Raw genomic sequence first — 13,558 nt, 5'->3', positions numbered from 1 at the left:
ATATATGAACAGTTGTTGTTCTGGTGTTAACTATGCCTGCGTTGCGGAAGGGCTGTCAACGACCGCGCGCGCCGACGCGGCCGCCGCGGCGATGCGGCGGCGGCGGTCGAACGGCGCGAGCGGGAACGGCAAAAGCCGCGCGGATGCGGCCCGCCGGGTCAGTCGAGCGGCACCACGTCGACCGCCTGTTCGGTCTCGTGCGCCCCGGATGTCTTGACCACGCCGACGATCGGGCTGACGTCGCTGTAGTCGCGGCCATGGCCGATGACGATGTGGCCGTCGCCCGCCGGCACCGCGTTGGTCGGGTCGAACTCCAGCCAGCCGGCCTCGTTGCCGCACCAGACCCGGACCCAGGCGTGCATGGCGTCCGCGCCGATCAGCCGCTCCTGCCCCGCCGGCGGGTCGGTGCGCAGGAAACCGCTGACATAGGCGGCCGGAATGCCGAGCCCGCGCAGGGCGGCGATCATGACGTGGGAGAAGTCCTGGCAGACGCCGCGGCGCAGGTCGAACGCCTCGCGCACCGGCGTGTCGACCAGGGTCGCCTCGGCATCGTAGGCGAAGTCCTGGTGAATGCGCCGGCACAGCGCGTCGGCAATGCCCATCGCGGACGACGCGCCGTCGATCGCCTGCCGGGCGTAGGCGGTGATGTCGGCGTCGATCGGCACGCGCGGCGTGGCGTGGCGGAAGTGCTGCGGCGATTCGGGCGCCAGCGACGCGATGCCGGCGAGTTCGCGCTGCAGACCGTCGAGGCCGGGCGAGACGTCGAGCATCACCGCGTCCCGCTCCACCCGGATGCGCGCGATCAGGTCGATCCGCAGCAGGTCGTGCGGACGGGCATAGGCGATGGCGGCCGCCATGTTGCCGAAGAAATCGGCGTGGTCGACCCGTTCGGTCGGCGCCGGGTCGAACGACAGCGAGGCGGCGACCACGGTCTGCACGCCGGACCGGGTCGGCGGCATCACCCGCACCAGATGGCGGCCGCCAGAGACGGCGGCCTCGTAGCGATAGGCGATGCGCAGCCGGACGTCGTAGTTCACGTCAGGTAGGTCCGGCCGAGCGAGGACGCCAACGCGGCCAGGTCGCCGGCCAGTCCGTGCAGCCGCTCGGTGGTCAGCGCGTCGGCGTCGGCGGTGCGCAGGTCGGTGTCGAGCCGCAGCACGTCGCGCACGGTCGCCGGCAGCCGCGCCCCGGTCTCGGCGTGCGGCAGCTGCTCGATCTGCTCGCGCATGCGCGCGACCTGGAATGCGATCGAGCGCGGGTTCAACGCGTCGAGCACCAGCAGGTCGAGCACCGAGCGCGACCCGGTACGCACGCTGTAGCGGCGGCGGTGCGTGATCTGGCTGTCGCCGATCTCGATGGCCAGGTCGGCCGCGCCCTCGGGCGCATCGGCCCGGGTCAGCCACGCCAGCGTCCAGGCCAGTTGCATCGCACGCTCCAGCCGGCGGCCGATCTCCAGGAACCGCCATCCGGTGAACCGGTACATGTTCTCGTAGACCAGCCCGGCGAAGCCGGCCAGCTTGCGCAGCAGCACGGTCATTGCACCGGTGGCGTCGTCGCCCGGCTCGACCCTGTCCGAGAAGCGCGCGACCGTCTTCTTCAGGTCGTTGAGCGCCAGCCATCCGTCGGCGGAAAAGCGGTCGCGGATCTGCGAGGCGCTGTAGACCGCACTGTCGATGTCGCGGGCCAGCCCGGCCGGGATCGCCGGCTCGACCTCGATCTGCAGCCCGCCGAGATAGGCCCGCACGTCGGCGAGCAGCGGCAGCTCCGGCGTGCCGCTCTCCGCCAGCCGCGCATGATAGGCGCGCAGGATGCGCAGCAGCGATTCCGCCCGCTCGATGTATCGGCCAAGCCAGAACAGGCTGTCGGCGGCGCGCGCCGGCAGCACGCCGCCCATGACGCGGCTGTAGGCGCTTTCGTCCTGCGGGATCAGCGAGATCTGGGCGATCGGGCCCTTGGCCATCACCCACACGTCGGCCGCCTGGCCGCCCTGCTGCATCGCGATCGCCTTGGTGTCGAGGGTGAAGCCGACGCGGGCGAGCCCGCCGGGCATCACGGTCCAGCCGTCGGCAGTGCGGGCGGCGAACACGCGCAGGCTGACCGGCCGCGGCTCCAGCCTGCCGTCAACATAGACCGGTGTGGTCGACAGCGTCACCGCCTCCTGCCCGACCAGGCTGCCTCCGTCGCGCTCAAGCCGGGCCCGCACCGCGGCGCGCGCGGCCTCGTCCAGGCTGGCGCCGAGCGCCGTCTCGCCGTCGTCCTCGAAGGTCAGCCGGGTCGACAGCGCCGGCCCGATCACCATCTCGTCGAAATGCGCCGCCACATGGTCGCGCGCCGCCGCGTCGCCGCACCACCAGGTCGCGATGTTGGGCAGCGTCAGGCCCTGGCCGAGCGCCTCGGCGATGCGCGGCAGGAAGGCCAGCAGCGCGCGGCTTTCCAGCACGCCGGCGCCCAGCGCATTGACCAGCGAGACCGAGCCCTGGCGCACCGCCTCGACCAGCCCCGGAGTGCCGATCTGCGACAGCGGGTTCAGCTCCAGCGGGTCCGTGAACGCGGCGTCGAGGCGCCGCCACAGCACGCTAACCGGGCGGCCGCCGTCGATGGTGCGCACCATCACCCGGCCGTCGCGCACGCTCAGATCCTCGCCCTCCAGCAGCATGAAGCCGAGGTAGCGGGCGATGTAGGCGTGCTCGTAATAGGTCTCGTTGTGCGGGCCCGGCGACAGCACCGCGACCCGGCCGCCGTCCTGGCGCGCGAAATTCAGCAGCGCGTCGCGGAAATCGCGGAAGAAGCCGGCCAGCCGGGTGACGTTGAGCACGCCGTAGGTCTTGCCGAGGGCGCGGGTGGTCGCGACCCGGTTCTCCAGCGCGAAGCCGGCGCCGGACGGGGCCTGGGTGCGATCGCCCAGCACCCACCAGCGGCCATCCGGCCCGCGGCCCAGGTCGAAGGCGCAGAAATGCAGGAAGCGGCCGCCGGCCGGCGCGATGCCGACCATCGGGCGCAGAAACTCGGGGCTCGCCGCCACCAGCTCCGCCGGCAGCAGCCCTTGGGCGACCAGCCGGTTCTCGCCGTAAATGTCGGCGGCGACGCGCTCCAGCAGCTCGGCGCGCTGGGCCACGCCCTCGGCGATGCCGCGCCATTCGTCCTCGTCGATCAGCAGCGGCAGGTGGGCCAGCGGCCAGGCCCGCTCCGCCGCCTCCGGCGCGCCGTAGACCCGATAGAACACGCCGGCGTCGCGCAGATACTGGTCGGCGCGGGCGAACTGCTCGGCCAGCGCCTCCGGCCCCGCCCGCTCCAGCGCGGAGATCAGCGTGGTCCAGCCCGGCCGTGTGTTGCCCTCGGCGTCGAGCATCTCGTCGGCGGTGCCGGGGATGGTGCGATAGGCCGCGATCAGCCCCTTGTCGGGCTCGTCCGCCGAAGCCAGCATGCCGACGTCCTCGGCCATCACGAGCCGGCCGGCCAGCGCAGGTCGAGCGTCAGCGGGAATTCGGGCGATGCCGGCTGCGCCAGCGGCGCATAGGCGCCGGGCCGGTGGCCCCGCGGCTCGAACCGCGCCAGCCGCCGCGCCTCGGCCTCGTTGGCGTTCACCGGAAAGGTGTCGTAGTTGCGGCCGCCGGGATGGGCGACGTGATCGACGCAACCGCCGACCGCGCGGCCGGTCCCGCGGTCGTAGATGTCGAGGGTCAGCGGCGCGTTGACCGGCAGGGCCGGATGCAGGCCCGACGCCGGCTGCCAGGCCTTGAAGCGAATGCCGGCTACCGCGGTGCCGCCGGTTTCGGTCGGCCGCATCGGCACCAGCCGGCCATTGCAGGCGATTGCATGGCGCTCGGCATTGAAGCCTACCGCCTTTACCTGCAGCCGCTCCACCGAGGAGTCGACGTACCGCACCGTGCCTCCGATCGCGCCCTGCTCGCCCATTACGTGCCAAGGCTCCAGGGCCTGGCGAAGTTCCATCCTGACGCCGTCGTAGTCCACCTCGCCGCAGAAGGGGAAGCGGAACTCGAGCTGCGCCGCGAACCAGGCCGGGTCGAAGGCGAAGCCGTAGGCGCGCAGGTCGTCGAGCACGTCGAGGAAGTCGGCCCAGACATAGTGCGGCAGCATGAAGCGATCGGCCAGCGCGGTGCCCCAGCGCACGAACCGCCCCTCCAGCGGCGCCCGCCACAGCCGCGCGATCAGGGCGCGCACCAGCAGCTGCTGCGCCAGGCTCATGCGCGGATGCGGCGGCATCTCGAAGCCGCGGAACTCGACCAGCCCCAGCCGCCCGGTCGGGCCGTCGGGCGAGAACAGCTTGTCGATGCAGATCTCGGAGCGGTGGGTGTTGCCGGTGACGTCGACCAGCAGGTTGCGGAACAGGCGGTCGACCAGCCAGGGCGGCGGCGGCGTGCCCTGGCCCGGCAGCGGCACCTGTGCCAGCGCGATCTCCAGCTCGTAGAGCGAGTCGTGCCGCGCCTCGTCGAGGCGCGGCGCCTGGCTGGTCGGCCCGATGAACAGGCCGGAGAACAGGTAGGACAGCGACGGGTGCCGCTGCCAGTGCAGCACCAGGCTCTTCATCAGGTCGGGCCGGCGCAGGAACGGGCTGTCGTTCGGCGTCGCGCCGCCGACCACGACATGGTTGCCGCCGCCGGTGCCGGTGTGCCGGCCATCGATCATGAACTTGTCGGCGCCGAGCCGTGTCTGCCGCGCCGCCTCGTAGAGCCTGACGGTGGTGTCGACGCAGTCGCGCCAGCGCGCCGACGGGTGGATGTTGACCTCGATCACGCCCGGGTCCGGCGCCACGCGGATGACGTTGAGGCGCGGGTCCTGCGGCGGCGCATAGCCCTCGATATGGACCGGCAGCCCGAGCGCCTGCGCCGCCGCCTCCGCCGCGGCGACCAGCTCGAGATAGTCCTCCAGCCGCTCCACCGGCGGCAGGAACACGCACAGCCGGCCGTGCCGCGTCTCGACCGCGACCGCGGTGCGGACCAGGCCCTCGATCGCGCTGAGCACCTGCTCGACCCGGTCCTGGCCCGGCGACGCCTCGGTGAACGACGCCTCGCGCTGCTGCGGCGCCTCCGGCGCCGGACCGTCGGCGTCGTGGGCGCGCCGGCGGGCGAGCATGTCGCCGGGGTCCGGCAGCGTCGGCCGCACTTCCGACGGGTCCGCAGGCACGATGTAGGGGAAGTCGCGCGCGCCGACATGGGGCAGCGAACCCAGCGGCAGGCGATAGCCGACCGGCGAGTCGCCCGGCACCAGGAACAGCCTGCCGCGCCGGGTGCGCCATTTCTCGGTCTTCCAGCGCCGCTCGCCCGACCGGGCCTGCCACGCCTGCACCGGCAGCACATAGCCGCTGGGCACGGTCAGCCCGCGCCCGAACACGGCCGCCATCCGCGCCCGCTCCTCCGGGTCCTTCAGCCTGCTGTCGGACGGGTCGACGTTGTCGGGCAGGTTGGCTTCCTTCAGCAGCCACTCGGCCGGGTCCTCGAAGGCCGGCTGGATCGTCTCGCCGGTCAGGCCCAGCGCCTCCGCCATGTGCCCGAGCAGGCGTTCCGCGTCCTCGGTCTCGGCGCCGCCTGCGCCGGCCTCCGGCGCGATCAGGTCCGGGTCGGTCCAGATCGGCTTGCCGTCGCCGCGCCAGTACAGCGAGAAGGTCCAGCGCGGCAGGCTTTCGCCCGGATACCACTTGCCCTGGCCGTAGTGCAGGAAGCCGCCCGGCGCGAACTCGTGGCGCAGCCGCCGGATCAGCCGGTCGGCCAGGTCGCGCTTGGTCGGGCCGACGGCGGCGGTGTTCCACTCCGCCGACTCGAAATCGTCGATCGACACGAAGGTGGGCTCGCCGCCCATCGTCAGCCGCACGTCGTCCGCTGCGAGCGTCGCATCCACCTGCTCGCCCAGCGCGTTCAGCGCATCCCAGGCCGCATCGGAGAACGGCAACGTGATTCGCGGATGCTCGGCGACCCGCATGACCTGCATGTCGAAGTCGAAGTCGGTCTCGGCGGGGTCGAGCAGCGCGCCCGATACCGGCGCGGCATTGCGATAGTGCGGCGTCGCCGCCAGCGGGATATGGCTCTCGCCGGTCAGCAGGCCGGAGGTCGGGTCGAGCCCGATCCAGCCCGCGCCGGGGATGTAGACCTCGGCCCAGGCGTGCAGGTCGGTGAAGTCGCGGTCGGTGCCCTTGGGCCCGTCCAGCGCCTCGACGTCGGGCTTGAGCTGGATCAGGTAGCCGGAGACGAAGCGCGCGGCGAGACCGAGATGGCGGCACGCCTGGACCATCAGCCAGCCGGAATCGCGGCAGGAGCCGCGGCGCGCCGCCAGGGTTTCCTCCGGCGTCTGCACCCCCGGCTCCATCCGGATCACATAGTCGATGTCCTGCTCGATCCGCGCGTTGAGGTCGACGACGAACTGCACCGTATTGGTCGGCGTGCGGTCGATGGAAGCGAGGAATTCCTGCAGCAGCGGGCCGGCCGGGTCCGGCTTCAGGTAGATGGCGAGGTCGTCCTCGAACGTCGCCGGATAGGGGAACGGCCAGCGCTCCGCCTCCGGCTCCACGAAGAAGTCGAACGGGTTGTAAACCGACATGTCGGCGACCAGGTCGACCTCGATCTTCAGCTCGCGCACCGGCTCCGGGAAAACGAACCGGGCCAGGAAATTGCCGTAGGGGTCCTGCTGGACGTTCACGAAGTGCTGCACCGGCGCGACCTTGAGCGCATGGGCCAGCACCTTGGTGCGCGCATGCGGCGCCGGATGCAGGCGGACGATCTGCGGTCCCAGCCGCACCGGCCGGTCGTAGCGATAGTGGGTCAGGTGATAGAGCGCGGCACGAATCGACATGGGCCTTCCGGCGACTGCGGTCTGGGACGGGCGAGTTTCGCCGCTGGCGGCCGGCTTGTCGCCCTGAATCGAAGCGCCGACGGACCGGCGCTCAGCCCGGCATCGCCGCGCTCAGCCCGCGGCCTGCGTCGATCGCGGCCCGGCGGATCGCCTCCATCCGCTCCGCCGGCGTGCCGGCCAGGAACGGTACGCTGAGCGCCGCCAGCAGCCGCCCCGACGCGCCGAACACCGGCGCGGCGAAGGCCTGGATGCTGGGCGCCGTCTCGCCCTTGTCCTGCGCCCAGCCGACACGCACGATCCGTGCCAGCTCCCGGCGCAGACGGGCCGGGTCGGTCAGGGTCTTCGCGGTGTATTCCGGCAGCGGCCGGGCCAGCCAGCGCTCGATCTCGTCGGGCGGCTGGTGGGCGAGCAGCAGCTTGCCGGCCGCGCCCGCATGGGCGGGCAGGCGCTGGCCGGCCGAAACGGTCAGCGCATATTCGCGCCGGCCCTGGGCGACGGCGAGCACCAGCACGCCGTCGCGGTCGATCACGCTGAGCTTGACGCCCTCGCCCAGCTCGGCGGCGAGCCGGTCGAGAAAGGGCTGGCCGATCGCCGCCAGGTCGATCTCCGCCACTTTGGCCGAGACGTGCGACGCCAGCGACAGCAGGTGGCGGCCCAGGTGATAGGCGCCGGTCTCGTCGCGCCGCACCATGTCGTGGCGCTGCAGCGTGTTGAGGATGCGGTATGTGGTGGTGCGCGGCACCCCGAGCACGTCGGTCAATTCGCGGATGCCGGCGCCGGCCTCGCGGCGGCCGATCTCGTTCAGCACGTCCATCATCCGGTCGATCACCGGGATGGTATGCTTCGCGGCGGGATCACGGCTATCGTCGGGCACGGCGCTCGCACGGTTGTTGACAGCAGGCGGCTTCGGATTAGCATACGGATTTGAACTGTCCAAGTTCATATCTGAACATGCATCGGCGCCAGCCGGCGCGACCGACGCCGCGCAGACGGCGAATCCGCGGGCCTGCATGCCCAGCATAGAGGAAAACGCCCCATGCTGACCGTCTCCTCGATCGCCCATGTCGCGCTGCGCGTGAAGGACATGGACCGCGCCATCGCCTTCTATGTCGGCCGGCTCGGCCTGCAGGAGTTGATGCGCCTGACCCGTGACGACGGCAGCCTGTGGCTGGTCTACCTGCGCGTCACCGACACGCAGTTCCTGGAGCTGTTTCCGGAGGGCGAGGGCGAGCGCGCGCCGGAGCGGGTGGCGGTCGGCTACAACCACATGTGCCTGGCGGTGCCGGACATCGAGCAGGCGGTGCGCGAGCTGGACGCCGCCGGCGTGGCGCTGCTGCAGCCGCACAAGCTGGGCGCCGACGGCAACTGGCAGGCCTGGATCCAGGACCCCGACGGCCACCGCATCGAGCTGATGCAGATGGCGGCCGACAGCATGCAGGCGAACGCCATCGCCCGCCTGCGCGCCGCCTGACCGGCCCACGGGCGGGACGGGCACGCCGGCCATGCGCATCGTCGGCCAGAAGGTCTTCGTCGCCAACGCCAGCCGCACCAACTTCGTCTTCGTCAAGCTGTACACCGACGAGGGCATCGACGGCGTCGGCGAGGCGACGCTGGAGTGGAAGACCAAAGCGGTCGTCGCCGGGCTGGAGGAGCTGGAGCGCGCCGTCGTCGGCCGCGACCCGTTTGCGGTCGATGCGACCGTGGAAGCGCTGCACCGCGACAGCTACTGGCGCACCGGCGCGGTGTTCCGTACCGCGCTGGGCGCGGTCGAGGCGGCCATGCTCGACATCAAGGGCAAGGCGCTGGGCGTGCCGGTCTACGAGCTGCTGGGCGGGCGCCACCGCGACCGCGTCGCCTGCTATGCCAACCACTGGTTCCACGGCGCGCGCACGCCCGACCAGTATGCCGCCAACGCCCGCAACGCGGTGGCGATGGGCTACAAGGCCTTGAAGTGGGACCCGTTCGACGTCGCCGATCTCGAGATGGATCGTGCGCAGCGCCGGCAGACGATCGAGATCGTCGCCGCGGTGCGCGACGCGGTCGGCCCCGATATCGACCTGATGCTCGACGTGCACGGCCGGCTGAACGTGCCGACCGCCATCGCCATGTGCCGCGAGCTCGCCCGCTTCGATCTGAGCTGGATCGAGGAGCCGACGCCGCCGGAGGCGATCGACGCGCTGGCCGAGGTGCGTCGGGCGAGCCCGGTGCCGATCGCCGCCGGCGAGCGCTGGTACGAGCCCGGTCGGTTCCTGGAGGCGCTGGCCCGCAACGCGGTCGACGTGCTGCAGCCGGACGTGAGCCACGCCGGCGGGCTCGGCGAGACCAAGCGGATCGCACACCTGGCCCACGCGCATCTGATACCGGTCGCGCCGCACAATCCGGTCGGCCCGGTGATGAACGCGATGACGCTGCACACCGCCGTGGCGATCCCGAACTTCAAGGTGTTCGAGACGGTGTCGATCGACGTGCCGTGGCGCAAGGAACTGGTCAGGGAGAACCTGGCCTTCGAGGACGGCGCCCTGCTGGCGCCGACCACGCCGGGACTGGGCGTCGAGCTGAACGAGGACGCCTGCGCCCGCTTTCCCTATGCGCCCTACGACGTGCCGCTGTTCGACGGCAGCATGAACATGGCCGGGGTCGCCACCGGCGCCGCAACCTTCGGCGGCCGCGGGCGCAGCGAGGACGAACCGGCCTGAGGCCGCCCGCCGCCTATTCGGCGGCGACGGCCCCCATTCGGGCACGCAGGGCCTGGGTGGCCGGCAGGTCGACGGTCTCGGCAGCCAGGTCGACGACCACGCCGTAGACGTCGCGGGCCACGTCGGCCGAGTAGTAGTCGTCGAGCACGTCGTCCAGCACCAGCGCCGGCTCGCGCTCCAGCGGATTGCCGTAGCCGCCGCCGCAGGGCGCGTAGAACGCCATCACGTCGTTGGCGTGCACCCGCAGGCCGGAGAACTTGGCCGGCACCTGCTCGCGCTGCGCGTTCTGGCCGGCGTTGTAGATCTCGACCTTGCCGACCACGCCGTCGCGCCCGCCGAACACGCCCCAGGGCGCGTCCTCGTGCCGCTCGCACTCGTGGGTGATGAAGCCGTCGGTCAGCACGCGCTGCGCCTTGACCACGCCCATGCCGCCGTGGAACTTGCCGGCGCCCGGCACCACATCGTCGCGCAGCTCGTAGCGGTCGCAGATCATCGGGATGTGGACCGCCAGGTCCTCCAGCGGGTTGTTGCGGGTGTTGGCCATCAGCGAGTCGACCGCGTCCGGCCCGTCGGAATGCGGCCGGCCGCCGTAGGAACCCTCGTTGACCTCCAGGAACACCCAATAGGCGCCGTCGGGGCGGACGCCGGAATAGGCGGCGAAGGACAGGCTGGCCGAGCTACCGGCGATGATCTTGTCCGGCAGCGCCGGCGCCAGCGCCTTGTAGATCAGGTCGATCATCCGGTTGCACTGGGTGAAGCGCGCCTCGGCCGCGGCCGGAAACGCTGGGTTGAAGATCGAGCCCTTGGGCGCGTGCACCTTGATCGGCCGGAACGAGCCCTCGTTGGTCGGCACGCCGCGGCCCATGGTCTCGGCATCCAGCAGCAGCGAGCGGAAGGCGCAGAAGCAGGCGACCTTGGTCGAGCCCTCGAACGGCACGTTGAACCCGGTCTCGACCTGGTCGGCCGACCCGGTCAGGTCGACCAGTGCGCTGTCGCCCTTGATCTCGACCCGCACCTTGATCGGCAGGTTGACGCCGCGGTTCTTGCCGTCGTCGTCGAGGAAGCCCTCGGCGAAATACTCGCCGTCGGGAATCTGGGCGATCTGCTGGCGCATCACGCTCTCGGTGTAGTCCATCAGCTGCCGGGTCGCGGTCAGCACCGTCTCGCGCCCGTATTTCTCGATCAGCTCCTGGAAGCGCTTCACGCCCAGCCTGGCAGACGCGATCTGGGCGTCGAGATCGTCCTGCAGCTGGCGGGCCGCCCGGCTGTTGTGGCGCAGGTAGTTCCACATCGCCTCGTTGCGCTCGCCCTTGCGGTACAGCTTGGTGCCGGCGAACAGCATGCCCTCGGCATAGACGTCCGGGATGTCGATGATCAGGCCGGGCGTCGCCGCGCCGATGTCCAGGTGGTGGGCGGTGTTGGCGGAAAAACCGACCAGCTCGCCGTTGTGGAAGATCGGGATGACGATGGCGATGTCGGGCGAATGGCTGGCGCCGTAGTACGGGTGGTTGTGGATGACGACGTCGCCCTCGTACCACTCGCCGTCCTGCAAGCACTGCTCGATGCCGGCCATGTAGCCGGGGAGCGAGCCGATATGCAGCGGCGTCGATTCCGATTCGCACAGCGTGTTGTACTCGGTGTCGAACAGGCCGGCGCCCAGGTCCTGCGATTCGCGGATGATCGAGGAGAACGACATCCGGTAGAGCACGTGGCCCATCTCCTGCGCGATGGTGTCGAGCGCGCCGGATATGACCTGCAGGGTGATCGGATCGAGCTTGTTGACGCTGGCGGCTTCGCTCATCGCGGCTGACTCCTCAACGCGCACGGGTGATCAGAAGGTGTCCGTGATCCGACACCGCGGCCCGATAACCCGCAGGCAGGACGGTGGTCGAATCATGCTGGACGATGATCGCGGGCCCTGCAACCACATTGCCGGCCCGCAGCAGGCCGCGGTTGTAGCGCGGCGTCATCACCGCGCTGCCGTCGTCGAACACGGTGTTGCGCGCGTCCAGCCGCGCCGCCTCCACCTCGCTGCCGTCGCCCTGCGGCAGTGTCGGCAGCCGCATCGGGTCGACCGGCGACCCGCCGATGATCCGGATGGTGATCAGCTCGACCGGGCTGTCGTCGAAGGCATAGCCGTAGTCCTGGCGATGCTGGCGGTGGAAATCGGCGACGATGGCGGCGACGGCGGCGGCGTCGATCTGCCCGTCCGGCATCGCGGCGCGCAGCTCGAAGCCCTGGCCGTGATAGCGGCATTCGGCGATCCGGCGGATCAGCTGCTTGGCCGGCGCGATGCCGTCGGCGGTCAGCTCGGCCCGGCAGGTCTGCTCCAGCTGCTCGACGGTCGCGTTGATCGCCTGTAGCGCGTCGGCGCCGATGTCGTTCAGCGTGGCGATGACCGAGCCGGTGTGCTCGTACTGGATGTCGGTGACCAGCAGGCCCATCGCCGCGGTGATGCCCGGCGCGACTGGGACGACGATGTCCTTGGCGGCGATCGCCTCGGCCAGCGCCACGCCGTGCAGTGGGCCGGCGCCGCCGAACGGCATCAGCGTGTAGTCGCGCGGATCGACGCCCTTGGCCACCGAGTTCGAGCGGATCGCCAGCGCCATGTTGGAGTTGATCACCTTGATGATGCCGAGCGCCGCCTCGGTCAGCGACATGCTTAGCTTGCGCGCCACACGGGGTTCGATGGCCCGCGCCGCCAGGTCCGGGTCGATCGGCAGGTCGCCGCCGAGCACGGCATCGGGGTCCAGCCGCCCGAGCACGACCTGGGCGTCGGTCACCGTAGGCTCGTCGCCGCCACGGCCGTAGCATGCCGGGCCGGGCTCCGCGCCGGCGGACCGCGGGCCGACATGGAAGCCGCCGGCCTCGTCGAGATAGGCGATCGAGCCGCCGCCCGCGCCGATGGTGACCAGGTCGATCATCGGCACCAGCACCGGGTGGCCGTTGACATAGGTGTCGCGCGGATTCTTGATCTTGATCTCGCCGTTGGGGATCGTGCTGATGTCGGCCGACGTGCCGCCGATGTCGACAGTGATCAGGTTGCGGCGGCCGGTCAGCGCGCCCTCGGCCCGGGCGCCGATCACGCCGCCCGCCGGCCCCGACATCAGGATGCTGACCGCGCGCTGCGAGCACGCCTCCACCGTGGCCAGGCCGCCGTTGGACTGGATCACCCGCAGCCGCGCGTCGACCGCGTTCTGCTTCAGCCGACTTTCCAGCTGGCGCAGATAGCGCGTGGTCTTCGGGCCCACGAAGGCGTTCATCGCCGTGGTGCTGAACCGCTCGTACTCGCGCAGGACGTTGGCCACCTCGCTGGAACACCAGACGAAGGCATCGGGCATGTGCGCCTGGATGATCTCCTTGGCACGCAGTTCGTGGGCGTTGTTCATGAACGAGAACATGAAGCAGACGATGATCGACTGCAGGCCGCGGCGCTTGAACACCTCGATCGCCGCCAGCACGTCGTTCTCGTCCAGCGGCGTCTCGACCCGGCCGTCGGGCGGCAGGATCCGCTCGGTGACCGGGATCCGGTTGCGCCGCTTGACCAGCGGCCGGTCCTGCCACGGCACCTCGAAGTGCAGGGAGAAGTTGTGCGGCCGCTTGTGCCGGCCGATGTGCAGGATGTCGCGGAAGCCGCGGGTGGTGACCATCCCGACCTCGGCGCCGTTGTGCTCGATCGTGATGTTGGTCGCGACCGTGGTGCCGTGGACGACGAGGTCGAGATCGGACAGCGGAACGCCGTTGCGCTCGCAGATTTCCCGGATGCCGCGCAGGGTGCCGTCGGACTGGTCCTGCGGCGTGCTGGGCACCTTGTGGAAAAAGACGGCGCCATTCGCCTCCAGGACAAGATCGGTGTTCGTTCCACCGACATCAACGCCGATACGCGCCATACCTGTCGTCTCCGTTGCCTCTGCGATTGCGGGCCGGGTGCGTCATTGCCGACATCGCCGGCGCGCGCAGCGCGCGCCAAGCTCTGTCCCGGGTCCACCCCGCATTGTCGGCCAAACGATCCCCCGACCCTGACCTTGGCAGGAACCTAGCAGCGCAGCAAATCCGGC

The 13,558-nt window shown here is 70.8% G+C and carries 8 protein-coding genes; 2 read left to right on the top strand and 6 right to left on the bottom strand.

The genetic code is table 11. From position 1 onward, the window contains the following. Positions 1 to 158 precede the first annotated feature (158 nt). The 4 genes from R3F55_16145 to R3F55_16130 all read right to left on the bottom strand — a co-directional run bounded on the left by R3F55_16145 (position 159) and on the right by R3F55_16130 (position 7,678). The gene (locus tag R3F55_16145; protein ID MEZ5668937.1) at positions 159 to 1,037 is read right to left on the bottom strand and encodes a transglutaminase family protein; all 879 of its coding nucleotides are present in this window, start codon (positions 1,035 to 1,037) and stop codon (positions 159 to 161) included. Next, positions 1,034 to 3,424: a circularly permuted type 2 ATP-grasp protein gene (locus R3F55_16140; protein MEZ5668936.1), complete on the bottom strand. Its 2,391-nt coding sequence runs from the start codon at positions 3,422 to 3,424 to the stop codon at positions 1,034 to 1,036. The genes R3F55_16145 and R3F55_16140 overlap by 4 nt, the downstream gene beginning before the upstream one ends. Positions 3,425 to 3,441: 17 nt before the next feature. Then, positions 3,442 to 6,804, bottom strand: a complete 3,363-nt coding sequence (locus R3F55_16135) for a transglutaminase family protein (protein ID MEZ5668935.1) — start codon at positions 6,802 to 6,804, stop codon at positions 3,442 to 3,444. A gap of 91 nt (positions 6,805 to 6,895) precedes the next feature. Further along, positions 6,896 to 7,678: an IclR family transcriptional regulator gene (locus tag R3F55_16130; GenBank protein ID MEZ5668934.1), complete on the bottom strand. Its 783-nt coding sequence runs from the start codon at positions 7,676 to 7,678 to the stop codon at positions 6,896 to 6,898. 162 nt (positions 7,679 to 7,840) lie between these two features. Between R3F55_16130 and R3F55_16125 the strand changes: the two genes are divergently transcribed. Further along, positions 7,841 to 8,275: a VOC family protein gene (locus R3F55_16125; protein MEZ5668933.1), complete on the top strand. Its 435-nt coding sequence runs from the start codon at positions 7,841 to 7,843 to the stop codon at positions 8,273 to 8,275. Positions 8,276 to 8,306: 31 nt separating this feature from the next. Further along, positions 8,307 to 9,500, top strand: a complete 1,194-nt coding sequence (locus R3F55_16120; GenBank protein MEZ5668932.1) for a mandelate racemase/muconate lactonizing enzyme family protein — start codon at positions 8,307 to 8,309, stop codon at positions 9,498 to 9,500. A gap of 13 nt (positions 9,501 to 9,513) precedes the next feature. On the opposite strand, the gene R3F55_16115 is transcribed toward R3F55_16120, so the two are convergent. Together R3F55_16115 and R3F55_16110 are read right to left on the bottom strand one after the other, a co-directional pair. Beyond that, a complete protein-coding gene (locus R3F55_16115) occupies positions 9,514 to 11,301 on the bottom strand; it encodes a hydantoinase B/oxoprolinase family protein (GenBank protein ID MEZ5668931.1) in 1,788 nt (595 codons plus the stop codon). A gap of 13 nt (positions 11,302 to 11,314) precedes the next feature. Continuing rightward, the gene (locus R3F55_16110) at positions 11,315 to 13,390 is read right to left on the bottom strand and encodes a hydantoinase/oxoprolinase family protein (protein ID MEZ5668930.1); all 2,076 of its coding nucleotides are present in this window, start codon (positions 13,388 to 13,390) and stop codon (positions 11,315 to 11,317) included. Positions 13,391 to 13,558 lie beyond the last annotated feature (168 nt).

Source organism: Alphaproteobacteria bacterium, assembly GCA_041396705.1.
Lineage (GTDB): Bacteria > Pseudomonadota > Alphaproteobacteria > CALKHQ01 > CALKHQ01 > CALKHQ01.
This window is presented reverse-complemented; position numbering and strand designations above follow the sequence as displayed.